The organism is Amycolatopsis sp. NPDC003861 (assembly GCF_053605405.1).
The window spans coordinates 1-24,704 of record NZ_JBSGJD010000146.1; the positions used below are offsets into that span (position 1 = coordinate 1).

Annotated in this window: 23 protein-coding genes; 15 read left to right on the forward strand and 8 right to left on the reverse strand. The window is 72.3% G+C overall.

What is annotated here, in order from left to right:
• Positions 1–846 (forward strand): lipoyl synthase (locus ACWEVN_RS30200; protein WP_452053543.1); only part of this gene is annotated, 846 nt, incomplete at its 5' end.
• Between the two features lie 14 nt (positions 847–860).
• Positions 861–2,228, forward strand: a complete 1,368-nt coding sequence (locus tag ACWEVN_RS30205) for an L-serine ammonia-lyase (protein WP_452053544.1) — start codon at positions 861–863, stop codon at positions 2,226–2,228.
• A gap of 10 nt (positions 2,229–2,238) precedes the next feature.
• On the opposite strand, the gene ACWEVN_RS30210 is transcribed toward ACWEVN_RS30205, so the two are convergent.
• Entirely contained in the window at positions 2,239–2,469 is a 231-nt protein-coding gene (locus ACWEVN_RS30210; protein ID WP_449688068.1) for a hypothetical protein, read from the reverse strand.
• 84 nt (positions 2,470–2,553) lie between these two features.
• On the opposite strand from ACWEVN_RS30210, the gene ACWEVN_RS30215 reads away from it, so the two are divergent.
• The gene (locus tag ACWEVN_RS30215) at positions 2,554–3,273 is read left to right on the forward strand and encodes a FadR/GntR family transcriptional regulator (RefSeq protein ID WP_310974565.1); all 720 of its coding nucleotides are present in this window, start codon (positions 2,554–2,556) and stop codon (positions 3,271–3,273) included.
• 7 nt (positions 3,274–3,280) lie between these two features.
• On the opposite strand, the gene ACWEVN_RS30220 is transcribed toward ACWEVN_RS30215, so the two are convergent.
• Complete coding sequence (locus tag ACWEVN_RS30220) at positions 3,281–3,649, reverse strand: winged helix-turn-helix transcriptional regulator (RefSeq protein WP_452053545.1); 369 nt, start codon at positions 3,647–3,649, stop codon at positions 3,281–3,283.
• Between the two features lie 108 nt (positions 3,650–3,757).
• On the opposite strand from ACWEVN_RS30220, the gene ACWEVN_RS30225 reads away from it, so the two are divergent.
• Together ACWEVN_RS30225 and ACWEVN_RS30230 are read left to right on the forward strand one after the other, a co-directional pair.
• Complete coding sequence (locus ACWEVN_RS30225) at positions 3,758–4,450, forward strand: SDR family NAD(P)-dependent oxidoreductase (protein WP_452053546.1); 693 nt, start codon at positions 3,758–3,760, stop codon at positions 4,448–4,450.
• Between the two features lie 78 nt (positions 4,451–4,528).
• Positions 4,529–6,379, forward strand: coding sequence for a transglycosylase domain-containing protein (locus ACWEVN_RS30230; RefSeq protein ID WP_449688072.1), 1,851 nt, complete (start codon positions 4,529–4,531; stop codon positions 6,377–6,379).
• Positions 6,380–6,391: 12 nt separating this feature from the next.
• On the opposite strand, the gene ACWEVN_RS30235 is transcribed toward ACWEVN_RS30230, so the two are convergent.
• Complete coding sequence (locus ACWEVN_RS30235; protein ID WP_452053547.1) at positions 6,392–7,048, reverse strand: O-methyltransferase; 657 nt, start codon at positions 7,046–7,048, stop codon at positions 6,392–6,394.
• 71 nt (positions 7,049–7,119) lie between these two features.
• Here ACWEVN_RS30235 and ACWEVN_RS30240 point away from each other — a divergent pair, with 71 nt between their 5' ends.
• Complete coding sequence (locus ACWEVN_RS30240) at positions 7,120–8,442, forward strand: aminotransferase-like domain-containing protein (protein WP_452053558.1); 1,323 nt, start codon at positions 7,120–7,122, stop codon at positions 8,440–8,442.
• Positions 8,443–8,537: 95 nt separating this feature from the next.
• The gene (locus ACWEVN_RS30245) at positions 8,538–9,683 is read left to right on the forward strand and encodes an FAD-dependent oxidoreductase (RefSeq protein ID WP_452053548.1); all 1,146 of its coding nucleotides are present in this window, start codon (positions 8,538–8,540) and stop codon (positions 9,681–9,683) included.
• Here the strand turns inward: ACWEVN_RS30245 and ACWEVN_RS30250 are convergent.
• The 3 genes from ACWEVN_RS30250 to ACWEVN_RS30260 form a co-directional block, all read right to left on the reverse strand.
• On the reverse strand, positions 9,680–11,458 hold the full coding sequence (locus ACWEVN_RS30250) for a hypothetical protein (protein WP_452053549.1): 1,779 nt from the start codon (positions 11,456–11,458) through the stop codon (positions 9,680–9,682). The two genes, ACWEVN_RS30245 and ACWEVN_RS30250, sit on opposite strands and share 4 nt — an antisense overlap.
• A gap of 358 nt (positions 11,459–11,816) precedes the next feature.
• Complete coding sequence (locus ACWEVN_RS30255; RefSeq protein WP_452053550.1) at positions 11,817–13,796, reverse strand: SDR family oxidoreductase; 1,980 nt, start codon at positions 13,794–13,796, stop codon at positions 11,817–11,819.
• A 59-nt stretch (positions 13,797–13,855) separates the two neighbouring features.
• Positions 13,856–14,056 (reverse strand): hypothetical protein, encoded by a 201-nt coding sequence (locus tag ACWEVN_RS30260; RefSeq protein WP_013223722.1) that lies wholly within the window; start codon positions 14,054–14,056, stop codon positions 13,856–13,858.
• A 205-nt stretch (positions 14,057–14,261) separates the two neighbouring features.
• On the opposite strand from ACWEVN_RS30260, the gene ACWEVN_RS30265 reads away from it, so the two are divergent.
• Positions 14,262–15,485, forward strand: coding sequence for an NAD(P)/FAD-dependent oxidoreductase (locus tag ACWEVN_RS30265; RefSeq protein ID WP_452053551.1), 1,224 nt, complete (start codon positions 14,262–14,264; stop codon positions 15,483–15,485).
• A gap of 176 nt (positions 15,486–15,661) precedes the next feature.
• On the opposite strand, the gene ACWEVN_RS30270 is transcribed toward ACWEVN_RS30265, so the two are convergent.
• Positions 15,662–16,405, reverse strand: a complete 744-nt coding sequence (locus ACWEVN_RS30270) for a MerR family transcriptional regulator (RefSeq protein WP_452053552.1) — start codon at positions 16,403–16,405, stop codon at positions 15,662–15,664.
• A gap of 54 nt (positions 16,406–16,459) precedes the next feature.
• Between ACWEVN_RS30270 and ACWEVN_RS30275 the strand changes: the two genes are divergently transcribed.
• Complete coding sequence (locus ACWEVN_RS30275) at positions 16,460–16,714, forward strand: hypothetical protein (RefSeq protein ID WP_452053553.1); 255 nt, start codon at positions 16,460–16,462, stop codon at positions 16,712–16,714.
• On the opposite strand, the gene ACWEVN_RS30280 is transcribed toward ACWEVN_RS30275, so the two are convergent.
• A complete protein-coding gene (locus ACWEVN_RS30280; RefSeq protein ID WP_452053554.1) occupies positions 16,704–17,909 on the reverse strand; it encodes a multidrug effflux MFS transporter in 1,206 nt (401 codons plus the stop codon). The genes ACWEVN_RS30275 and ACWEVN_RS30280 overlap by 11 nt on opposite strands.
• 206 nt (positions 17,910–18,115) lie before the next feature.
• Between ACWEVN_RS30280 and ACWEVN_RS30285 the strand changes: the two genes are divergently transcribed.
• Genes ACWEVN_RS30285 through ACWEVN_RS30310 form a run of 6 tightly spaced genes read left to right on the forward strand, consistent with a single transcriptional unit; the run spans position 18,116 to position 24,621 of the window.
• Positions 18,116–18,967, forward strand: a complete 852-nt coding sequence (locus tag ACWEVN_RS30285) for a fumarylacetoacetate hydrolase family protein (RefSeq protein WP_449680228.1) — start codon at positions 18,116–18,118, stop codon at positions 18,965–18,967.
• Between the two features lie 2 nt (positions 18,968–18,969).
• Entirely contained in the window at positions 18,970–20,274 is a 1,305-nt protein-coding gene (locus tag ACWEVN_RS30290) for an enolase C-terminal domain-like protein (protein WP_449687823.1), read from the forward strand.
• Positions 20,267–21,013 carry an SDR family NAD(P)-dependent oxidoreductase gene (locus tag ACWEVN_RS30295; RefSeq protein ID WP_449687822.1) on the forward strand — a complete coding sequence of 249 codons (747 nt, stop codon included), beginning with the start codon at positions 20,267–20,269 and terminating at the stop codon, positions 21,011–21,013. The genes ACWEVN_RS30290 and ACWEVN_RS30295 overlap by 8 nt, the downstream gene beginning before the upstream one ends.
• Positions 21,014–21,050: 37 nt before the next feature.
• Positions 21,051–22,091: a sugar ABC transporter substrate-binding protein gene (locus ACWEVN_RS30300; RefSeq protein WP_452053555.1), complete on the forward strand. Its 1,041-nt coding sequence runs from the start codon at positions 21,051–21,053 to the stop codon at positions 22,089–22,091.
• Positions 22,088–23,611, forward strand: a complete 1,524-nt coding sequence (locus tag ACWEVN_RS30305) for a sugar ABC transporter ATP-binding protein (RefSeq protein ID WP_452053556.1) — start codon at positions 22,088–22,090, stop codon at positions 23,609–23,611. Before ACWEVN_RS30300 ends, ACWEVN_RS30305 begins: the two co-directional genes overlap by 4 nt.
• Positions 23,608–24,621, forward strand: a complete 1,014-nt coding sequence (locus tag ACWEVN_RS30310; protein ID WP_452053557.1) for an ABC transporter permease — start codon at positions 23,608–23,610, stop codon at positions 24,619–24,621. Before ACWEVN_RS30305 ends, ACWEVN_RS30310 begins: the two co-directional genes overlap by 4 nt.
• Positions 24,622–24,704 lie beyond the last annotated feature (83 nt).

Genomic DNA, 24,704 nt, shown 5'->3' on the forward strand with positions numbered 1-24,704 from the left:
ACGGTGTGTGAGGAGGCCGGGTGTCCCAATATTTACGAGTGCTGGGAGGACCGGGAGGCGACGTTCCTGATCGGTGGCGATCAGTGCACCCGGCGGTGTGATTTCTGTCAGATCGACACCGGTAAGCCTGCCGAGCTGGATCGTACTGAGCCGCGGAAGGTTGCCGAGTCGGTGCAGGCCATGGGCTTGCGGTATTCGACGGTGACCGGTGTGGCGCGGGATGACCTGCCCGATGGTGGTGCGTGGCTGTATGCCGAGACTGTCCGGCAGATCCACGAGCTGAACCCGGGCACCGGTGTCGAGCTGCTGATCCCGGATTTCAACGCCGACCCGGCGCAGTTGGCGGAGGTTTTCGGGTCGCGGCCGGAGGTGTTGGCGCACAACGTGGAGACGGTGCCGCGGATTTTCAAGCGGATTCGTCCGGGGTTCCGTTATGCGCGGTCGTTGGAGGTCATCACGGCGGCTCGTGAGGCCGGTTTGGTGACGAAGTCGAACCTGATCCTCGGCATGGGCGAAACCCCGGACGAGGTGGCGCCGGCGATGCAGGATCTGGTCGACGCGGGCTGCGAGATTCTGACGATCACGCAGTATTTGCGTCCGTCGCCGCGGCATCACCCGGTCGATCGGTGGGTGAAGCCGGAGGAGTTCGTGGAGCACTCCCAGGCCGCCGAAGCGATGGGCTTTGCCGGTGTGATGGCCGGGCCGCTGGTGCGCTCGTCCTACCGCGCGGGACGGCTGTACGCCCAGACCAAGCGTTACCGTGGAGAAGAGCTGCCGGAGAACCTGGCCCACCTCGCCGACCAGGGCCCGGCTTCGCAAGAGGCCAGCTCGCTGCTGGCCCGATAGGAAGGGGCGGATCAATGGCGATCAGCGTCTTCGACCTGTTTTCCATCGGCATCGGCCCGTCGAGCTCCCACACCGTCGGGCCGATGCGGGCGGCACTGACCTTTGTGGACGGACTCGGCGACGACCTCGCCTCGGTGTCCCGCGTCCAGGCCGAACTGTTCGGCTCGCTCGGCGCGACCGGGTTCGGCCACGGCAGCGACAAAGCCGTCCTGCTCGGGCTGTCGGGTGAACGTCCCGAAGAGATCGACACGGACACGGTGCCGGGCAAGATCGCGGAGATCCGCGAATCGGGCCGGCTGAAGGTGCGCGGCACGCACGAGATCGCGTTCGACGAGGACACCGACCTCACCATGCACCGCCGCAAGTCGCTGCCCGCGCACCCGAACGGCATGGTGTTCCGCGCGTTCGACGCATCGGGCGCGCTGCTGCACGAGCGCACGTACTACTCGGTCGGCGGCGGCTTCGTCCGCGACGAGTCGTACGAGACGGACACGGTGTTCGTCGAGGACTCGACGCCGGTGCCGTACCCGTTCCGCACCGGCGCGGACCTCCTGGCGCACTGCGCGTCCACCGGCAAGCCGATCAGCGAGATCATGCTGGCGAACGAGCTGTCGTGGCGTACCGCCGCGGAAGTCCGGGACGGGCTGCTGGACATCTGGGCGGTCATGGCGGAGTGCGTCCGCAACGGCTGCACGCACGAAGGCGTCCTGCCGGGCGGCCTCAAGGTCCCGCGGCGGGCGCGGGCGCTGCACGAAAAGCTGCTGGCCGAAGACGGCGCGGACGACCCGTTGTACGCGATGGACTGGGTGAGCCTGTACGCCCTGGCGGTCAACGAGGAGAACGCGGCGGGCGGCCGCGTGGTGACGGCCCCGACCAACGGCGCGGCGGGCATCATCCCGGCGGTGCTGCACTACTACCAGCGCTTCATCCGCCATTCGTCGGACGACGGCATCGTGACGTTCCTGCTGACAGCGGGCGCGATCGGCTCGATCCTCAAGCAGACGGGCTCGATCTCGGGCGCGGAAGTCGGCTGCCAGGGCGAAGTGGGCTCGGCCTCGGCCATGGCGGCGGCAGGCCTGACGGAGGTCCTCGGCGGCACTCCGGCCCAGGTCGAGAACGCGGCGGAGATCGGGGTGGAACACCACCTCGGCCTGACGTGCGACCCGGTCGGCGGCCTGGTCCAGATCCCGTGCATCGAGCGCAACGCGGTCGGAGCCTCCAAGGCGATCCACGCGGCCCGCATGGCCATGCGCGGCGACGGCAGCCACGTGGTGACGCTGGACAAGGCGATCAAGACGATGCGCGAGACGGGCGCCGACATGAGCGTGAAGTACAAGGAAACCGCGCGTGGCGGCCTGGCGGTGAACGTCATCGAGTGCTGACGCGGCGGGGTCAGTTCCGCCGCTCGTCCGGCTCGACGGCCAGCTTCAAGCCGACTTCGACCAGGCGCCAGCCCAGTTGCTGCTTCCTCGTTCCCGGGTGGCGGCTCGGCGTCGCGCGGCCCGGTGGGCGGTTGCGCACGCCGTGGCGCAACTCGTTCTCTCGTTCGTGGACCAGATCTTCGGCCATCAGGAAGTGCACCGGATCGCCCCCTGCGTCGATGTTCGGTGTCGGTGGTCCCATCGTCGCCGAGAGTGCCCGCCGGGGCCACCGGTTTTCCGGACCGCGAACACAGGGTGATGGCCGGGCAGCGCCTAGACTCGCGGGATGGAGTCGACCTCGGTGGTGAATGCCGGCGAAGCGCTGTTCCGGCCGGTCCGCACCGGCAACGCCTTCGAGGAGACCGTCGAGCGGCTGCTGCAGGCCATTCGGCTGGGTGTCGTCGGCGCGGGGGAGCGGCTCCCCTCCGAACGCGAGCTCGCCGAACGGCTCGGCGTCAGCCGCGTCACGCTGCGCGAGGCCATCCGGGCGCTTTCCGACGCCGGTTACGTCGAGTCACGTCGTGGGCGGTACGGCGGCACTTTCGTGCACGACACCCTGCCCGCCCCGCCCGAGCCCGGCGGGAAGGTCGACACCGTCGCGCTGGAAGACGCGCTGAGCCTCCGCTACGTCCTCGAGACCGGCGCCGCCGAGATGGCCGCCGCGCGGTCGCTGAGCCCGGCCGACCGGCAGCACCTCACCGGCACGCTCGCCGAGGCCGCCGGCGCCGACCTCGACGACTACCGCCGCAAGGATTCCCGGCTGCACCTGGCCATCGCCGAGGTGACCGCGTCCGGCTCGCTGACCACGGCGATGGCCGACGCCCGCAGCCGCGTCAACCAGCTGCTCGACCGGATCCCCCTGCTCCCGCCCAACCTCGAGCACTCGAACGCCCAGCACGAGGCGATCGTGGACGCGATCCTCGCCGGTGATGCCCCCGCCGCACGCCGCGCGATGGCCGAGCACATCGAGGGCACCGCCTCGCTGCTGCGCGCCTTCCTGTCCTGAGCGCCCCTCACCCGTTGTCGTAGCGGCGGCGGTTGGCCGCGATCTGCCGGCGGTGCGCCGTGGCCCAGCCGGCGAGCCCGGTCACCGAGTCCAGCAGGGTGGCGCCGAGCCCGGTGAGGGTGTACTCGACGCGCGGCGGGACGCTGGGGTGGACGGTGCGGGTCAGCAGGCCGTCGCGTTCCAGCTGCCGCAGCGTCCGGGTGAGCATGCGTTGCGAGATGCCGGTGACGGCGCGGTGGAGTTCGCCGAACCGGAGGGTGCGGTCGCGGAGCTGCCCGATCACCAGGACGGTCCACTTGTCCCCGATCAGCGCGAGGATCTGCAGCACCTGCCGGCAGACCTCGTCGGCCGGTTCGGCGTCGTCGGGCGTGGTCATCGGTTACCTCGGTGTGCGTAGCGGACGCGGATGTGCCGTCTTGATCACCCCCACGGTGACAAGTCATCCTCCTACGAACAAAGAGTAACCAATCTTCAGGGGGACAGGATGAGCAAGACGCTGGTCGTCGTCGGTGCCGGGCCGGGGCTGGGGATGGGCGTGGCCCGTGCCTTCGGGCGCCGCGGGTTCCGGGTCGGGTTGATCGCCCGCACCCGGGACCGGCTGGACACCCTGGTCGCCGACCTGGCCGGGCTGGGGGTCGAAGCCGCGGCCTTCGCCGCGGACATCCGGGATCGCGGCGCGCTCGGGGCGGCGCTGGCGGCGGCCGGGGAGGCGCTGGGGCCGGTCGACGTCCTGGAGTACAGCCCCAGCCCGTCCGGGCCGATCACCACCGCCGTGGAGACGACGGCCGAGTCGGTGACCGCGCAGCTCGAGCTGCACGTACTGGGCGCGGTGACCGCGGTGGGCCAGGTCCTGCCGGCCATGCGCGCGCGGGGAACGGGCACGCTGCTGCTGACCACCGGCGTGTCCTCGACGATCCCCGCGCCGTTCCTGGCCAACGTGGGGACGGCCATGGCCGGGCTGCGCAACTGGGCGCACACGCTGCACGCCGAACTCCGGCCCGAAGGCATCCACGCGGCCACGGTGACGATCGCCTCGGGCGTCGTGCCCGGCGGCGGCGAAGCCGATCCCGACGCCATCGGCGAGCGCTACCACCGGCTGTACCGGCAGCCCGACCGCGTCGAGGAGGTCATCGGGGACCTGGACGCGTTCCGGGCGCTCGTCGCCGGGACGCGGTGAGTCCGATCTTCACAGGATTCGAACAACCCTCGCCGCTTCCCGGCAGAACTTTCTCACCCGTTCGGCCGTCATCCATTCGTGACCTTGGCGACCGAGGAAACCGAAGAAGAAAACCGGCCCCGCTCCCCGAAGTGGCGCCGCGTCCGGCGGATCACCGGCTGGACGCTCGGCGTCCTGATCGGCGGCCCGCTGATCGCCTTCTGGATCGCCTACCTGGTGCTCGACGTCCGCAGCCCCCAGGAGGTCCTGGCCGGGCTCGACAAGACCGTCGTCCTGAAGTACGCCGACGGGTCCGAGCTGCTCAAAGTGATCCCGGCCGACGGCGACCGGATGTTCGTCCCCTACTCCCGGGTGCCCGCGAAGCTGCGCGACGCCATCATCGCCACCGAGGACCCGACGTTCTGGGACAACCAGGGCTTCGACCCCACCGGCATCGGCCGGGCGTTCCTCACCGGCGTCGGCGGCGGGTCCGGGATCACGCAGCAGTACATCAAGAAGTCCACCGGCGACGACGACGCGACGCTCGGGCGCAAGTTCGCCGAGCTCGTGCTGGCCACGAAGATCACCCAGGAGCAGGGCAAGGAACAGATCTTCGAAAGCTACGTCAACATCATCTCCTTCGGCCGCGGCACGTTCGGCCCCGCCGCGGCGATGAACGCCTACTTCGGCAAGAAGCTCGACGACTCCATCACCTGGAGCGAAGCCGCCTTCCTGGCCGGGATGATCCAGTCCCCGTCGGTGCACGACCCCGCCGCCTCGGGCGACCTCCACGCCGCCCGGCGCTGGCAGTACGTGCGCGACAAGCTCGTGAGCCGCGGGTACGTCAAGGACGGCGAACCGATGGCCTACCCCGGCCCCGAGATCCAGCCGCCGTCGGAGACCCGCGCCGGCCGCGTCACCTACGACGAGTTCCACGTCAAGCAGCAGGTCCTCGCCGAACTGGAGCGGGACGGCTTCCCGCTCGGCCGGCTCCAGCAGGGGAACATGACGGTCGAGACGACGCTGGACCGCAGCCGCCAGGACGCGGCGAAGAAAGTCCTGCGGGACAGGCTGAACGGCGAGCCGAAGGAGTTCCGCGGGGCCGTCGTCGCGATCGACCCGGCGACCGGGGCCGTCCGCGCCTACTACGGCGGTGACCAGGGCGTCCGCGACTACGCCGGGACCCCGCACGCGCTCGGCACGGCGTTCCACCCGTTCACCCTCGCCGCGGCGCTGGGCCGCGGGTACGTCCCGGACCAGCCGATCCCGTCGCCGTCGAAGCTGGAGTTCCTCGGCGAGAACTTCCAGTACCCGGACGTCTGCGGCCCGAAGTGCACCCTGCGCTCGGCGATGGAGACGCACGCGGACGGCCCGTTCATCGAGCTGGCGAAGCGGCTGGGCCCGGAGGCGCTGAGCGACGCCGCGCGCCGGGCCGGCATCCCGGACGCCGTCGACGGCGTCCCGACCCTGCGCGAAAAGGACGGCTTCCTGATCGGGGCGGGGATCGCCATCGGCCGGTACCCGCTGCGCCCGCTGGACGTCGCCGGCGCCTACGGGACCTTCGCCGCCGGCGGCCGGCGCGCCACCCCGCACCTGGTCGAGCGGGTGCGCGACGAAAGCGGCGCGGTCGTCTGGGAAAACCCGGACACCGCCCGCCCGGCGTTCGGCGACGACGACACGAGCCGCCGCGTCGCCGAGGAAGTCACCTCGACCCTGCGCACGGACGGCCCGGCGGCGCTGCGCACCGGCGAGGCCGAGCACGGCAACAGCCCGGACTACCAGGACGCCTGGGCGGTCGGCTACACCCCGCAGCTGGTGACGGCGGTCTGGATCGGCTCCGACGACGACCGCCGCCTCAAGGACGCGAGCGGCCGCAAACTGACCGGCGACACCGTCCCGGCCGACGTCTGGCGCGCCTTCACCGCGACGGCGTCCAGACCACCACGGTGAGCCGGCCGTGAGTCAGCGGACCAGGGCCAGCACGAACCCGTCGTGTCCCTTGCCGCCGACGGTCTGGACGGCGGTGGCGTCGATCCGGTCCTCGGCGGCCAGCAGCTCGAACATCTCGCGGGCGCCGCGGACGTTCGGGTCTTCGCTGCCCGCGTCGGCCACCCGGCCCTGGCGGACGACGTTGTCGACGACGATCGCCGTGCCCGTGCGGGCGAGCGAGAGCGAGGCGCGCACGTAGTTCGCGAGGTTCACCTTGTCGGCGTCGATGAACACGAAGTCGAACGGCCCGGTCAGCGTGGACAGCGTGTCGAGGGCCGCGCCGACGCGGATGTCGACGACGTCCTCGCCGAAGCCCGCCCGCGCCAGGTTGGCCTTCGCGACTTCGGCGTGCTTCGGCTCGTACTCGCAGGTGACGAGCTTGCCGCCGGCCGGCAGGGCGCGGGCGAGCCAGATCGTGCTGTACCCGCCGAGCGTGCCGATCTCCAGGATCGTGCGCGCCCCGGCGAGGCGGGCCAGCAGGTGGAGCAGCTTGCCCTGGTTGGGCGCGACGGCGATCTGCGGCAGTCCGGCGGCGTCCGCGTCGGCCAGCGCCGTGTCGAGCACCGGGTCGGGGGCGAGCAGTGCGCCGGCGAGGTAGTCGTCGACTTCGGTCCAGTTCGGGTCGGTCATGGCACCTCCGCCGTCAATCTAGCCCGGATGGGATCATGCTCGCCGAAAGCGTTTCCGGCGGGAAGGTGACCATGGACGACTACCGCGTCGTCGCGGACGCCATCGCCGCCGACATCGAGGCCGGCCGTCTCCGCCCCGGCGACCGGCTCCCGCCCCAGCGCCGCTTCGCGCGGCAGCGCGGCATCGCCGGTTCCACCGCCGCCCGCGTCTACGGCGAGCTCGTCCGGCGCGGCCTGGCCGTCGGCGAGGTCGGGCGCGGCACCTTCGTCCGCGCGGCGAAGCCACCGCCCGAACCCGCGCTCGCCGAGCCCGGCGGCGCCCGCGTCGACCTCGAACTCAACTTCGCCGTCCTGCCGGAGGAGTCCGCGAAGCTGGCGCGCGCCCTGGAACCGTTGCTGCGCGACGACGTCCTGACCGCGGCCCTCCACCCGATCGGCGCGGCGGGCACCCCGGTCGCCCGCGAGGCCGCGGCCGGCCTGCTCGCCCGCGGCGACTGGCGCCCGGACCCGGCGGCGATCCTGTTCACCGGCAACGGCAGGCAGGCCCTGGCGGCGGCGATCGCCGCGTTCGTGCCGGTGGGGGAGCGGCTCGCGGTCGAGTCGCTGACGTACCCGGTGGTGAAGGCCCTCGCGGCGCGCCTCGGCGTCGAACTCGTGCCGATCGAGACCGACGAATCCGGGCTGGTGCCCTCGGCGCTCGCCGCGGCCGGGCCGGTGCGCGCGCTCTACGTCCAGCCGACGCTGCACAACCCGCTCGGCACGACCATGCCGCCGCAGCGCCGCGCCGAGCTCGCCGAGGTCACGGGCCGCCTGGACCTGCCGGTCATCGAAGACGGCATCTACACGTTCCTGCGCGACGACGTCCGCCCCTTCGCCGCGTACGCGCCGGAGCGCACGGTGTTCGTGGACAGCCTGTCCAAACGGGTCGCGCCGGGCCTGACGGCGGGATTCCTGGTGACGCCGCCGGCCTGGACGGCCCGGCTGGCGTCGTCGGTGCGCTCGGGCGCCTGGGGCGTGTCCCGGTTCGCCGTCGAAGCGGCGACCCAGTGGATCGTGACCGGCACCCTGGCGGAGATCGAGGCGGCGAAACGCCGGGACGCGGCCGCGCGCGCGACCGTGGTGGCGGAGAAGCTCCCGGGCCTGCGCGGCGACCCGGCGTCGTACCACCGCTGGTGGGAGCTGCCGGAGCAGTGGCGGGCGGAGACGTTCGTCGCGGCGGCCGCCCGCCGGGGGATCGCGCTGTCCCCGGCGGCCGCGTTCGCGGTCCTGCCCGGCCACGCGCCGAACGCGGTGCGGGTCGCGGTGTCGGCCCCGCCGCCGGCGGCCCTCGCGGCGGCGCTCGACGTCCTGGCGGACCTGGCCGGCGGCAGCCCCGACGACCTGCTCGCCGACTGACAGCGCCCGCCAGCGGCGTGCCAGCTCCGTGTGCGGCCCGCGCCAGTGATCTTCGCCAGCCTTCGGGAGTCGCACCGCAACCCGAAGGAGCACCCATGCACGTCACGATCATCGGCGCCGGTCTCGGCGGCCTCACCCTCGCCCGCGTCCTGCACGTCCACGGCATCGCCGCCGACGTCTACGAAGCCGAGTCCTCCCCGGCGGCCCGGATGCAGGGCGGGATGCTCGACATCCACGACTACAACGGGCAGATCGCCGTCGAGGCGGCCGGGCTGACGGCCGAGTTCCGCGGCCTCGTGCTGGAGGGCAGGCAGGCGATGCGGGTGCTCGACCGGCACGGGACCGTGCTGGCCGAACAGGCCGACGACGGCACCGGCGGCCGTCCCGAGGTGCAGCGCGCCGACCTGCGGCGGATGCTGCTCGACGCGCTCCCGGCCGGCACTGTCCACTGGGGACACAAGGTGACCGGGGCCCGCGCTCTCGGCGACGGCCGGCACGAGGTGACCTTCGCCGGCGGCCGCGCCGTCGTCACGAGCCTCCTGGTCGGCGCGGACGGTGCCTGGTCGAAGATCCGGCCGCTGCTCACCGACGCGGTGCCGGAGTATGTCGGCGAAGCCTTCGTCGAGATCTACCTGTACGACGCGGACACCCGGCACCCCGCCGCCGCGAAGGCGGTGGGCGGCGGCTCGCTGATGGTGCCGTCGGTGGACAAGGGCATCCACGCCCACCGGGAGAGCGGGGACACGCTGCACACCTACGTGTCGCTGACCCGGCCGCCGGCCTGGTTCGACGCGATCGACTTCACCGACCCCGCCGCGGCCGCCGCCCGGGTCGCGGCGGAGTTCGACGGCTGGGTGCCCGAACTCACCGCGCTGATCACCGACGGCGACACCCCGCCCGTCCTGCGGCTGCACTACACCCTGCCGGTCGGGCACCGGTGGGCGCGCGTGCCGGGGGTGACGCTGGTCGGCGACGCGGCCCACCTCATGCCGGCCAACGGCGAAGGCGCCAACCTCGCCATGCTCGACGGAGCCGAGCTCGGCCTGGCCCTCGCCGCGCGCCCCGGCGCGGCCGAAGCCGCGCTGGCGGAGTACGAGGAAGCCATGTTCCCGCGCAGCGCCAAGGTCGGTGAGGAGGGAAGGCGGTTCGAGGAGCTGCTCGCCGGGGTCGGGGAGGACGACCTCGCGCGGGTCCTGGTCGACGCGTTCCGGGAGTTCACCGGCGCGGTGCGGGAGTCCTAGGGGGCGTACTTCCCGACGAAGCTGCCGCAGGTGACGGCCCGCCCGGTGAGCCGGGCCTGGATCGCCTTCTCCAGCCCCAGGTAGTCGAACACCGGCGTGTCGACCGGGATCGACTCCGGGACCGGGCCGCCCGTCGCGAGCATCCGGATCGAATCCGTCTCGAACAGGACCAGGTAGCCGCCTTCGCGGTTCAGCTCGTCCGCCGTCGCGAGCATGCGCTCGGGCGCGTCGCCGACGATCTCCAGCGGCAGCGGCCATTCGAGGGGGAACGGGTTGCGCAGGCCGAACGCCGGGTAGGCGAACGGGCTGTCCGGCAGGATCGCCGTCCGCGCGGCCGGGAAGCGGTCCAGGCAGTCGCGGATCTGCCGGACGAAGGTGAACGTCGAGGGGTTCGTCCGGATCCCCGCCATCGCCGGGGTGACGGCGCCGAGGTCCTCGGTCAGCCGGTCGTGGCTGACGTCGAGGTAGGCGGCCTGGTCGTGGCGGGCGACGACGACCCAGCCGCAGACGGCCACCGCGGTCACGCCGGCCGTCGCCGTCACCCAGCGGGGCACCGGCCGCGGGCGGGGCGGGACCAGCTGGCCCAGCAGCAGCAACGCCGTCAGGGCCAGGGTGCCGGTGAGCAGCGTCGGCGTGTCGTTGCCCCAGGACAGGCTGGTCATGAACCCTGTGGCGAGCACGAGCAGCCCCGCCCACGGGACCTTCCGCCGGACGGCCGCGTTCACCGGCACGCTGACCGCGACGATCCACCACAGGACGTCCGCCCAGCGCGAGGAGCCGGTGAACCGGCCGTCGACGACGGTCCACACCACCGCCGTGGCCCCGGCGAGCACCAGCACCCAGGACACGACCCGCCCGGCCACGCCGAGCCGGTCGCCGGGCAGCCGGACGGCCAGCAGCACCACGGCGATCGCGGCGAAGAAGCCCAGCTCCCGCACGGGGGCCTTGGTCAGCACCTCCGGGTCGTCGAGCCAGAGCCCGAGCAGCCGCTCGCCGTACGCGGGCACACCGCCGGTGACCTGCTCGACCATCTCCGGGAAACCGCCGCCGAGGCTCACCCACGCCACGTACGCCAGCCCGGGCGCGCCGAGCGCGAGGAGGTCGAGGACGAACCGGGCCGCGCGGCGCGTGCCCGCCCGCGTCGCCGGGTGCAGCACGAGCCAGACGACGCCGATCACCGCGGCCAGCGCGAAGCTCTGCTTGACGAACACCGCGCAGCCGAGCAGCACCAGCCCGCCGCGGCGGGCGAGCGCGCGGCCGCCGCGCAGGCCCGCGTCCAGGGCCCAGGCGCCGCACGCGGTGAGGAAGATGCCGTCCACGGTGTGCCAGGCCATCAGCGGGAAGGCGTTGAGGTTGATCAGCGACGCGGCCGCGACCAGCGCCGTCATCCCCGGGCCCCAGTCCAGCACCCGGCGCCGGGTGACCAGGGTGGCGAACGCGATCGTGGCCACGATGATCTCGATCATGGACAGGAAGCTGGAGCCGAAGAACAGCGGCATCGGCAGGGCGAAGTCGGCGACGTGCAGCACCGCGGACCCGAGCGGGCGGGCGGAGATGATGTCGGCGTGCGGGACTTCGCCGTGCAGCACGCGCCACGCCTGGGCGAGGATGAAGCCTTGGTCGGAGGGGTGGAAGCCGAAGCGGCCGACGCGCAGTTCGGTGGCCAGCGCGAGCACGATCACCCAGCCGGCGTGGATGCTCCCGCGCAGCAGCGGCCGGGTCTGCCGGACGGGCGCCGGCGGCGTGGCGACGTGCGCAGGACTCGCCACGTCCACGCCCCGCCCGCCTTCCACTCCCGATCACGCCCGGGAAACGATGGTAGCGGCCGGGGTCCGCACCCGGCGGACCGGTGCGAACGCCACCCCGGAAGCCCCGGGGTGGCGTTCGCCGCGCGTCACGCGCCGGACGGTCGCGAACGAGTCATCCGGGACCTCCGACGCCGCCGGGTGTCACCCGAGGGTGCGCCGCGCGGTGCCGATCACGGCCGTCTTGTCGGTCGTGGTGCTGCGATCGAATACGCTGAATTCCGGCATTCCGAACTCCCCAGTTGAAGCCCGTACGGGTGTACGGGACTCGCGCGAGGGTAGAAGTACCGTCGGGTGCGTGCCACCGTTTCGGCGGAATTCGCGGGAATCAGGCACGACGGCGCCAGATCAGGCGGGTCACCGCCGCCGCGACCGACGCCGGCGCCGAGCGGCGGGGCAGGCCGCGCGCTTCGGGCGCGGACTCCGGCATCGCCCGGTAGGCCAGGTGCGCGGCGAACCGGGCGAGCTTCGGCGCGGCGAGCGTCGCCAGTTCGGCGGCGCGGCCTTCGGGGAGGCTGAGGATCTCCGGCCGCTCCTCGCACGCCTTCACCACCAGCGCCGCCGCGCGTTCCGGGCTGCTGGACGGGATCCCGCGGTAGCCGGTCGGGGCGATCATCGGCGTCCGCACCAGCGGCATCCGCACCGACGTGAACGTGACGCCGTCCGAGAGCGTCTCGCGCCCGGCCGTCAGCCCGAACTCCTCCAGGGCCGCCTTCGACGCCAGGTAGGCCGAGAAGCGCGGGGTGTCGGTCTGCAGGCCCTGGGTCGTCACGTTGACGACGTGGCCGAACCGCCGCTGCGCCATCGACGGCAGGAAGCCGAGGATCAGCCGCACCGGCCCGAAGTAGTTGATCGCCATCGTGCGCTCGAAGTCGTGGAACCGCTGCGTGGACAGCGCGACCGAGCGCCGGATCGACCGGCCGGCGTTGTTCACCAGCACGTCCACCGCGCCGTGGTCGGCGAGCACGTCCTTGACCAGCGCGTCGATGGCGTCGCCGTCGGTGAGGTCGCACGGGTACGCCGCCGCGGAGCCGCCGGCCGCGAGGATCTCCGCCCGCACTTCTTCGAGCTCCGACGCGCGGCGCGCCACGAGGATCACCTTCGCGCCCTTGCGGGCCACGGCGAGCGCGGACGCCCGGCCGATGCCGGACGAGGCGCCGGTGATCAGCACCGTCCGCCCGGCCAGGCCGTGGGTGCGGCGCGCGCGGTCGGGGTCGAGGTGGTCCCGCCAGTACCGGTAGAGCGGGGCCGCGTAGTCCCGCAGCTCGGGGAGTTCGATGCCGCTGCCGAACAACGCCGTCGTGGTGCGCGCGGTGTCGAAGACGACGTCCATGGTCAGGTGCGGCAGCACGGCCAGGGGGACGCCGAGCTCCTCCAGGACGGCCGCGCGGGCGCCGCGGCCGCCGGGGATGCGGTCGATCCCGGCCGCGGCCGCGTGCGCCAGGCGGGTGCCGGCCCGCCGGAGGGCCCCGGACGGCTTCTCCGGCAGCACGGCCCGGATCTTCGGGCCGCCCGCGGCGCGCGCGAAGGCGTTGTACACGGAGTTGAGCGGCTGCGGGCGCGCGGCGGCGAGGTGGTAGGTCGTCCCCGAGGGCGCGTCCCGGTGCATCAGGTGGTCCATCGCGTCGACGACGTAGTCGACCGGCACCAGGTTCGTCGCGCCGAGATCGGGGGCGGCCAGCGGGAGACGGCCGGGCAGGGCCGCCAGCCGCGAGATGGCCGGCAGGAAGTAGTAGGGCCCGTCGACCTTGTCCATCTCGCCGGTGCGCGAGTCGCCGACGACGGCCGACGGCCGGTAGACGCGGAAGGGCAGCGGCTGCTCGCGGACGAGCTTTTCGGCCTGGAACTTCGTCGCGTGGTACGGCGAGCCGAAGCGCTGGCCGAGGTCGAAGTCGGCCTCGGTGAACCGCCCGGCGTGGTCCCCGGCCACGGCGATCGACGACACGTGGTGCACCAGCCCGGCCCGCGCCGCGGCGGCGAAGGCCAGCAGGTGGCGAGTGCCCTCGACGTTGGCGCGCCGGTTGGCCTCCTCGTCGGCGGTGAGGTCGTAGATCGCGCCGAGGTGGACGACGTGGTCGAGGTGGGGGAGCTCGGCGGGATCGGCGCCGAGCCGGGGTTCGGCGAGGTCGCCGAGCACCGGGTGCAGTTTGTCCGCGTCCGGCCAGTCCCGCGCGCAGGTGGCCAGGCGCTCGCGGGAGGTCTCCCGCACCAGCGCGTACACCGCGGACGTCTCCGGCCGCCGCAGCAGCCGGGCGACCAGGCGTTTCCCGATGAAGCCCGTCGCGCCCGTCACGAAGTAGGTCGTCATGGCCGGTCCCTTCTCGTCGGGCCCGACTCTAACCTACTGAAAAGTAGGAACGGTAGTTGTCAGCTTTCTTCCTCGTCGGCCGTCGCGACGACGGCGTCCCGCAGGGCGGCTCGCAGCCGTCCGACGTCGAGCGGCCCGAGCACCGCCGCCTCGCCCGGCGGCGCGACCAGCACCACCTTGTCGTTGCTGACGAACACCGTCACATCCCGGCGCCGGCCGGCCAGATCCCGGCAGCCGATCGACCACTCGCCCCGACTCATGGTCGCCGCCCTCGCTTCCTTGTCGTGGTCGTGCTCCGTGCGAGGGTGGGAGCGGCCCCCGCCGCCGCTATGACGCGCGTTCACCCGATCTGCCTACTCGCGGGTTTTGTCTTGCGCTTTCCGGATTTTCGGCGTAGCCACGGCTCGTGGTGCGGCCGGTTCGCGGGTAGCGTCCGGTCCAGGAGCCGTCTTACTGGAGGTATGGATGTCGGAGCCGCGGAAGATCGTCATCGTCGGTGCGGGCCTGGGCGGGGCATCCGCGGCGGCTGCGGTGCGCGAACGCGGTTACAGCGGCGAAATCCTGTTGCTGGGCTCGGATCCGCACCGCCCGTACGAGCTGCCGCCGCTGTCGAAGGGCGTCCTGCTGGGCAACGCCGACGAACCCGACTGGGTGCACGAAGAGAAGTTCTACGCCGAGAAGGACATCCGCTTCAGCGCCGGCGTCACGGCGACCCGCCTCGAGCTGGGCGCCCGCCTGGTCCTCGACGAGGCGGGCGGCGAGCACCGCTACGACCGGCTGGTCCTGGCGACCGGCTCCCAGCCCCGCCGGCTCCCGGTCCCCGGCGGCGACCTGCCCGGGCTGTACACGCTGCGCACCCTCGACGACTCGCTCAAGCTGCGGTCGGCGTTCGCCGCGGCCGAGCGCGTGGTGATCGTCGGCGCCGGCTGGATCGGCTCCGAGGCGGCCGCGGCGGCCCGCACGCACAACGCGGAGGTGACGGTCGTCGACCCGGTGCCGGTGCCGCTGGCGAACGTGGTCGGCGAGACGGTCGGCGGGGTGTTCCGGGACCTGCACGTCGCCAACGGCGTGCACTACCGCCTGGGCGAGCAGGTCGCGGAGATCACGGGCGGCCCGGACGGCGTCCGCGGCGTGCGCCTCGGCACCGGCGAAGAGCTGACGGCGGACGTGGTCCTGATCGCGGTGGGCGCGGTGCCGAGGGTCGAGCTGGCCCACGCGGCGGGCCTGGAGCTCGCGGACGACGGAGGCGTGGCGGTGGACGCGGGCCTCCGCACGGCGGCCCCGGACGTCTACGCGGTGGGCGACATCGCGGCCCACTTCCACCCGAAGTTCGGTCGCCGCGTCCGCGTCGAGCACTGGGCGAACGCGAAGGACCAGGGCGCGCACGTGGCGCAGAACCTGCTGGGCGAGAACGAGCCGTTCCTGGCCTCGCCGTACTTCTTCACCGACCAGTACGACCTGGGCTGCGAGTACCGGGGCCTGGCGGACCCGGCCGCGGACGAGCTGGTGATCCGCGGCGACCTGGCCTCCCGCGAGTTCACGGCCTTCTGGCTGCGCGACGGCGAAGTGGCGGCGGCGATGAACGTGAACATGTGGGACGACGGAGACGCCCTGGGAGCATTGGTGGACGGCCGTCAGAAGGTGACGGCGGACCAGCTCAAGACGGCAGACCTGGCGTCACTGGCATAGCGCCGAAGGAAGCCACGGCAGCAGCCCGACCGGCGGCAAAGACCGCGGCAGAGAGCAACCCGCAGGACAACACCCAGACCCCCCGCAACCCCGATCCGAAGCCAGAACACGGCCGGCGGCGCCGGGTCAAGGCACGCTTTCCCGCCTTGACGCGGTGCTGCCGGCCGTAGTCACAATCAGGCTTCGGGGTGGCGGGAAGCTCCCCCGAGCCGCTTCCGCAACAAAGCATCAAGCCGCCGCCAGGCCGGGGAAGACGCGTTCACCGCACCCTGCACCAACGCCGGAATCGCGGACCCCGGGTCGTACGCCGGCAGCTCGTCACCATAGCGAGCACGCGTGGCCGCGACAAGCCGCGAAGCCAGCGCATCCACGCGCGGATCGTGCGGATCGACGTCGTGCACCCGGTCGTACTCGAGGACCACGGCGAGCAACGCCGGGTCGTCGAGCATCGACGACTGGTCGCGGAAGTTCGCGCGCGCCGTCTCCGGGTGGGTGGCGAACACCAGGAGCCAGAGGTCGCCCTGCAGCGTCACCCAGCGCTCGCTGAACCCGAGGTCCGGCAGCCGGCCGAGGTAGGCCACCACCTCGTCCGGCAGCGGGGACAACCGGCCGGATGCCAGGCGCCGCAGCCGCGACCGGGTGGCCCGCAGGGCCTCGATCCGCGCGGCGAGGTCGTCGTCGATCTGCCGCAGCGCCGAGGCGAGCCCGTCGCCCGCGCGGAGTTCGCGGATCCGGGCCAGCGGGACGCCGGCCTCGGCGAGGGTGCGGATCTTGATCAGCTCGACCGCGTCCGCGGCGTGGTAGCGGCGGTACCCGGAGCGGTCGCGGTCCGGCTCGGGAAGCAGGCCTTTCGCGTGGTAGACGCGGATCGCCTTGGCCGTCACGCCGACGTACCCGGCGAGCTGTCCGATGGTGAGCACCCGGCCATCCTCGCACTTGACCTTGCCCCTGGGGCAAGGTTGCAGGCTGGCCCCATGACCGATCACGAGACTCTGCGCGCGCTGGCCGACGAGGGCAACGAAACCGCGCTGGACCGGCTCGCGGACCTCGCCGACACGCGCGGGGACGTCGAGGAGCTGAGCGAGCTGCTGGACGAGGGCTGCGACCGGGCCGGGGAACTGCTCACCCGCCGCGCGGTCGCCGCGAAGGACCTCCTCGAGCTGCAGCGGATCGCCGACGCCGGCCACGAACCGGCCGCCGATGAGCTGGACCGGCTCCTCAGGCGGTAGCCGGGCGGGCCAGCGTCAGGTAGGCCACCAGCGCCAGCGCCGCGAACCCCGCCATGGTCGCGGCCATCGGCACCGCCGTCCCCGGGCCGCCCAGGCCGACCAGCGGCGTCGCCACCGCACCCACCACGAACTGCAGCACCCCCAGCAACGCCGACGCCGCCCCCGCCGAGCGCGCGTGCGACGCCAGCGCCAGCGAACTCGCGTTCGGCATCACCAGGCCGATGCTCGACACCAGCAGGAACAGCGACACCAGCAGCACCGCCAGCGGCGCCTTCAAGAGCACCGAAGCCAGCACGAAAGCCCCGCCGAACACCCCGAGCAGCAGCCCGGACAGCAGCAGCACCCGCTCGCGGACCCGTCCCACGAGACGGCCGTTGAGCTGCCCCGCCAGCACGATCCCGACGCCGTTCGCGCCGAACACCACGCTGTAGACCTGCGGGCTCAACCCGTACACGCCCTGGAGCGCGAACGAGGATCCCGAGATGTAGGCGAACATCGACGCGAACAGCAGCCCCGACGCCAGTGCGTACCCGGCGAACGACCGGTCCAGCGCCAGCCGCCCGTAGGTGCGCATCACCTGGCCGAGCCGCAGCGGAGACCGCACCGCCGACGGCTCCGGCAGGAAGAACACCACCACGGCCAGCAGCAGCGCGCCGAACGCCGTCAGCACGACGAACACCCCGCGCCACGACGTCCAGTTCAGCAGCTGGCCGCCGATCAGCGGCGCCAGGATCGGGGCCAGGCCGCTGACCAGCATCAACGTCGAGAAGAACTTCGTCATCGCGGTCCCGGAGAACAGGTCGCGCACGGTCGCGCGCGCGATCACGATGCCCGCCGCCGCGCCGAGGGACTGCACGAGCCGCGCCGCGACCAGCAGGAATGCGTTCGGGCTCACCGCGCACAGCACCGAGCCCACGACGTAGAGCACGAGCCCCGCGAGCAGCGGGCGACGGCGGCCCAGCGCGTCCGACAGCGGCCCGAGCACCAGCTGGCCCAGCGCCAGCCCGACGATGAACGCGCTCAGCGTCAGCTGGACCGTGCTGTCCGCCGCGTGCAGGTCGGCCGCCATCCGCGGCAGCGCGGGCAGGTACATGTCGATCGACAGGGGCCCGAAGGCGGTGAGGCCGCCCAGGACGAGGACGAACTTCAGCTGCGCCCGCCGGCTCGGCGCGGTACGTTCCGCCGTGGTGGTCATGCCCGTCCTTTCGCTCCCTCACCGGGGACCAGCGGGAAGAGCCGCGGTGCTATTCCGGCTGTGACCCGTGACACTCCGTGGTCGCTTGACCCGACACCGACACTGATCCGATCAATTTTGCCCCAGTTCGGCGATGGCTCTGGATCGGCGGTCGCGACTGCGATATACATCGGATGTCTGGTCGGTGTGGGTGAAGGGAAACATCCGTGCAGCTTGTGCGTCTCGGGGAGCCGGGGAGTGAGCGTCCGTTCGTGCGGGCCGACGACGGCACGACCTACGAACTGGGCGGCCTCACCGCCGACATCGACGGCGGCTTCCTCGCCGCGGACGGGATCGCGCGCACGGCCGCCGCGCTCGCCGCCGGAGAGCTGCCGGAAGCGTCCGGAACCGGCCTGCGCGTCGGCCCGCCGATCGCCCAGCCCGGCAAGGTCGTCTGCATCGGCATGAACTACCGCCGCCACGCCGAGGAAACCGGCGCGACGCCGCCGACCGAGCCGGTGGTCTTCATGAAGGCGCCGGACGTCGTGGTCGGCCCGGCCGACGACGTGCTCATCCCGCGCGGCTCGGTCAGCACCGACTGGGAGGTCGAGCTCGGCGTCGTCATCGGCAAGACCGCCCGCTACCTCGAAAGCGTCGAGGAAGCGCTGGAGTACGTCGCCGGCTACGTCGTCTCGAACGACGTCTCCGAGCGCGAGCTGCAGTTCCGCGCCGGCCAGTGGGACAAGGGCAAGTCCTGCGAGAACTTCAACCCGCTCGGCCCGGCGCTGATCCCGGCGGGCGAGGTGCCCGACCCCCAGGACCTCGGCCTGCGGCTGTGGGTCAACGGCGAGAAGAAGCAGGACTCCTCGACCAAGGACATGATCTTCACCGTCGCCGAGATCGTCCACCACCTGTCGCAGGTGATGGTGCTGCGGCCCGGCGACCTGATCAACACCGGCACCCCCGAAGGCGTCGCGCTCGGACAGCCCGACCCGAAGCCGTACCTGCGCGACGGCGACGTCATCGAGCTCGAGATCGACGGGCTCGGGCGGCAGCGCCAGACGGCGAGGCAGGCCTGACCATGGCGAAGATCATCGGCATGGAGGTCCTCGACGTCCGGTTCCCGACGTCCAAGGAGCTCGACGGCTCGGACGCGATGAACCCCGACCCCGACTACTCCGCCGCCTACGTCGTGCTGCACGCCGACGGCGGCCCGGACGGCTACGGCCTCGCGTTCACCATCGGCCGCGGCAACGACGTCCAGGCCGCCGCGATCCGCGCGCTCGCACCGCACGTCGTCGGCCGGGACGTCCCGGAGGACGCGGCCGCGCTCGGCGACCTGTCCCGCACGCTCGTCGGCGACTCGCAGTTCCGCTGGCTGGGCCCCGAAAAGGGCGTCGCGCACATGGCCGTCGGAGCGGTGGTCAACGCCGCCTGGGACCTTGCCGCGCGCCGAGCCGGCCTGCCGGTCTGGCAGTTCGCGGCCCGGATGACGCCCGAAGAACTCGTGTCGCTGGTCGACTTCCGGTACCTGTCCGACGCGCTCACCGAAGCCGAGGCCCTCGACATCCTGCGGCGCGCGGAACCGGGCCGGGCGGAGCGGACCAAGCAGCTCGAAGCGGACGGCTACCGCGCCTACAGCACGTCCCCCGGCTGGCTCGGGTACGCGGACGCGAAGCTCGTGCGGCTCGCCGAACAGGCCGTCGCCGACGGCTTCGAGATGATCAAGCTCAAGGTCGGCGGCAACCTCGAGGACGACGTCCGCCGGATGAAACTGGCGCGGGAGACCGTCGGCCAGGACGTCCGGATCGCGGTCGACGCCAACCAGCGCTGGGACGTCTCGGCCGCGGTCACCTGGATGACCGCGCTCGCGCCCTACGACCCGTACTGGATCGAGGAACCGACCTCCCCGGACGACGTCCTCGGCCACGCGGCGATCGCGAAGGCCCTCGCGCCGATCAAGATCGCCACCGGCGAGCACGTCCAGAACCGCGTGATCTTCAAGCAGTTGCTGCAGGCGGACGCGATTTCGGTGCTCCAGCTGGACGCCGCCCGCGTCGGCGGCTTCAACGAGAACCTGGCGATCCTGCTGCTGGCCGCCAAGTTCGGCGTCCCGGTGTGCCCGCACGCCGGCGGCGTCGGGCTCTGCGAGCTCGTCCGGCACCTCTCGATGTTCGACTTCGTGGCCGTGTCCGGCACCGACGCGGACCGCTCGATCGAGTGGGTCGACCACCTGCACGAGCACTTCACCGACCCGGCCGTCGTCGAGCGCGGCCGCTACCTGGCCCCGACCGCCCCCGGGTTCTCCGCGCGCATGCACGACGCGACGCTGCGCCGGTTCCGGTTCCCGGACGGTCCCGAGTGGACGGAGACCGCAAGTGAGTGAATTCGAGGGCCTGGTGGCCGCCGTCACCGGAGGCGCCTCGGGCATCGGCAAGGCGGCGGCGGACCTGCTGGCCGAACGCGGCGCGCAGGTGGCGATCCTCGACCTGAAGCCGGGCGACGACGGCATCCGCTGCGACGTCTCTTCCGACGGCGAAGTCCGTGCGGCCATCGACGCCGTCGTGGACCGCTTCGGGCGCCTCGACATCCTCGTCAACAACGCCGGCATCGGCGCGCAGGGCGACGTCACGGGCAACGACGACGACGAATGGCACCGCGTCTTCGACGTCAACGTCGTCGGCATGGTCCGGCTCGCCCGGGCCGCGCTGCCGCACCTGAAGAACTCGCCGTCCGCGGCGATCGTCAACACGTGCTCCATCGCGGCCTGGGCGGGCCTGCCCAACCGCGCGCTCTACTCGGCCAGCAAGGGCGCGGTGCTCTCGCTGACCCTGGCCATGGCGACCGACCACCTGCCCGACGGGATCCGCGTCAATTGCGTGTGCCCGGGCACGGCGGACACCCCGTGGGTGGGCCGGCTCCTGGACGCCGCCGAAGACCCGGCGGCCGAACGCGCGGCCCTCGCGGCCCGCCAGCCGATGGGCCGGCTGGTGACCGCGGACGAGGTCGCCAACGCCATCGCCTACCTGGCGAGCCCCCGCTCCGCTTCGACCACCGGCACCGCCCTCGCGGTCGACGGCGGCATGTACGGCCTGCGTCCTCGCGGCCCCGTGAACCACGACTAGAACGACTTGATTCCCCGCCGTCATCAAGGAGGATGCTGTGCGCACGAAGGTGATCAAGGTGGCCGCCGTCGCCGCCTGCGGCCTGGTCCTGGCCGCCTGTGGGTCCACTAAGGACAACGCGGCGGCGCCCGCGGCGGGTGGCGGCGCGGGCGGCAAGGTCGGTGCGACGCTGCCGCTGCTGACCTCGCCGTTCTGGCAGGCCTACAACAACTACGTGCCCAAGATGGCCGCGGAGGAGGGCGTCGACGTCCTCCCGACGGTCAACGCCGACAGCGACCCCGCGAAGCTGATCACCGACATCGGCACCTTCCTCAACCAGGGCGTCAAGGGCCTGGTCGTGACGCCGCTGGACTCCGCGGCCATCGTCGCCGGGCTCAAGCAGGCCGAGAACAAGGGCGTGCCGGTGGTCGCGGTCGACGTCGCCCCCGAGAGCGGCAAGGTCGCCATGGTGGTCCGGGCCGACAACAAGGCCTACGGCACCAAGGCCTGCGAAGCGATCGGCGAGAAGGTCAAGTCCGGCAAGGTCGTGCAGATCATGGGCGACCTCGCCTCGGTCAACGGCCGCGACCGCTCGGAGGCCTTCCGCGACTGCATGAAGGCCAAGTACCCCGGCATCCAGGTGCTGGAGATCCCGGCCGAGTGGAAGGCCGACAAGGCGTCCTCCGGCCTGGACAGCATGCTGACCGCGAACCCGGACATCAAGGGCGTCTACATGCAGGCCGGCGGCGTCTACCTGGCCCCGACCGAGCAGGCGCTCAAGCGCAAGAACCTGTTCTTCCCGGTCGGGGACCCGAAGCACGTCGTGCTCGTCTCCAACGACGGCATCCCGCAGGAGCTGGCCGCGATCCGCGCCGGCGAGCTGGACGCCACGGTATCCCAGCCGGCCGACGCCTACGCGAAGTACGGCCTCTACTGGCTGAAGAAGGCCATGGCGGGCGAGACGTTCAAGGCCGGGCCGACCGATCACGGCAGCACGATCGTCGAGATCAGCCCCGGCATCCTCGAGGACCAGCTGCCCGCGCCCGTCATCACCAAGGACAACGTGGACGACAAGGCCCTCTGGGGGAACAACCTGTGACCGCGCTGCCCGCCGGCGAACCCGCCATCCCGGTGGTCAGCGCGGTAGATGTCGGGAAGCGCTACGGCCCCACCGTGGCGCTCCACGACGTCAGCCTCACCGTGCACCCCGGCGAGTCGCACGCGCTCGTCGGGCGCAACGGGGCCGGCAAGTCGACGCTCGTCTCCATCCTCACCGGCCTGTCCGCCACGGACACCGGGCACGTCGAGTTCGGCGGCGAGCCGGCCCCACCACTGTCCAAACAGGACGACTGGAAGGCGCGCGTCGCCTGCGTGTACCAGCACGCGATGGTCGTCCCGCAGCTCACCGTCGCCGAGAACCTGTTCCTCAACCGGCAGTCCGGCGGCGGGTTCTCGATCGGCTGGAAGTCGTTGCGGCGCAAGGCGCGCGACCTCCTGGAATCCTGGGACGTGCACGTCGACGTCGACACCCCGGCCGGGGACCTCTCGGTCGAGGACCGGCAGTTCGTCGAGATCGCCCGCGCGTTGTCCTACGGCGCCCGGTTCATCGTCCTCGACGAGCCGACCGCGCAGCTGGACAGCCAGGCCATCGAGCGGCTCTTCGAGCGGATGCGCCAGATGCAGGCGGGCGGGGTGACGTTCCTGTTCATCTCGCACCACCTGCACGAGGTCTACGAGGTCTGCCAGGCGGTGACCGTGCTGCGCGACGCGAAGCACGTCCTCACCGCACCGGTCGCCGAGGTGGGCCGCGCGGAACTGGTCGACGCGATGACCGGCGAGCCCGGCGGCCTGTCGGTGCGGGACGCCGCTTCGCGCGAGGCTCTCGACGCCGGCGCGTCCGAGATCCTCGCCGTCGAAGGCCTCTCCGGCGACGGCTTCCGGGACGTCTCGTTCCGGCTCCGCCGCGGTGAGGTCGTCGGGCTCGCGGGCAGCAACGCCAGCGGCAAGCACCAGGTCGCCGAAACGGTCTACGGCCTGCGGACGCCGTCGGCGGGCACGATCCGCGTCGACGGCTCACCGCTGCGGCCCGGCGACATCCCGGCGGCGCTGCGGGCGGGGATCGGGTGCGTGCCGCGCGACCGGCACCACGAAGGCCTGGTGCTGGAGCACTCGATCGCCGACAACGCCACGATGTCCATTTTGGACAAGCTGGGCCGCGGCGGGATCGCGTCCCCCGCGACGCGGTACGCGAAGGCGGCCCAGGCGCTGAAGGACTACGACATCGTCGCCGCGGGGGCCGACCAGCCGGTGTCGGACCTCTCCGGCGGCAACCAGCAGAAGGTCGTGCTGGCCCGGGCGCTGCTGAGCGAGCCGCGGGTGGTCGTGCTGATCAACCCGACCGCTGGGGTGGACGTGAAGTCGAAGGAGGCGCTGCTCGCGGTCGTCGACCGGGTGCGCGCCGAGGGCAAGGCGGTGCTGATCGTCAGCGACGAGCTCGACGACCTGCGCCTCAGCGACCGGGTCCTGGTGCTGCGCGCCGGGGCCGTGGTCGCCGAACACCAGGCCGGGTGGTCCGACGGCGACCTCGTGGCCGACATCGAAGGAGTCGAGCTTTCGTGACCGACGTGATGACCTCCTCGCAGACGCAGCTGCCCGCGCCACCCCGGCGCCGGAAGGCCGTCTGGCTGCGCGAACTCGCGCTCCTGCCCGCCCTGGTCGTCGTGTTCCTCATCGGCGGCCTGGTCGACGACACCTTCGTCGGCTGGAGCAACATCGTCAGCATCCTGACCGCCTCGGCCGCGCTGTCGCTGGTCGTGCTCGGCGAGTCGCTGGTGCTGATCACCGGCAAGTTCGACCTGTCCCTGGAATCGACCATGGGCCTGGCGCCCGCGCTGGGCGCGATGGTGGTGATCCCGGCGGCGTCGGCCGGCTTCGGCGTCGAGCTGCCCGCGGCGATCGGGCTGCTGATCATCCCGCTATGCGGGGCGCTGGTCGGGTTCGTCAACGGCTTCCTGATCGTGAAGCTGAAGCTGAACGCCTTCATCGTCACCCTGGCCATGCTGACCGTCCTGCGCGGGGTCCAGGTCGGGTCGACCAAGGGCAAGACGCTGTTCAACCTGCCGGACTCGTTCACCAACCTGGCGACGACGACGTTCGCCGGGCTGCCGATGTCGGTGTGGCTGGCGGCGCTGCTGTTCGCGGTCGCCGGCTGGGTGCTGCGCTACCACCGCGTCGGCCGTGCGCTGTACGCGATCGGCGGCAACCGCGAAGCCGCACGGGCGGCGGGCGTGCGCGTCGACCGGATCGCGTGGGCGGTGTTCATCGTCGCCGGGATCCTCGCGGCGATCGGCGGACTCGCGTACACGGGGTACGTCGGGGCCTTGGGCGCGAACCAGGGCTCCGGGATGATCCTGCAGGTGTTCGCGGCGGCGGTGATCGGCGGCGTCTCCCTCGACGGCGGCAAGGGCACCCTGGTCGGCGCCCTCACCGGCGTCCTGCTCCTGTCGTCGGTGTCGAGCCTGCTCAACTACGCGCACGTCACGGCCGAGTGGCAGGGCGCGATCTACGGCGCCATCATCCTGGTCGCGCTGATCATCGCCCGGTACGCGGGCGGAAAGCCCCAAACCTGACACCCGCCGCGTGAAGATCCGACGTTCCGAGTCTGCCGCGGCTGGTCGTGAGTGGTAAGGCGGGTTCTAACCCGCCTTACCAC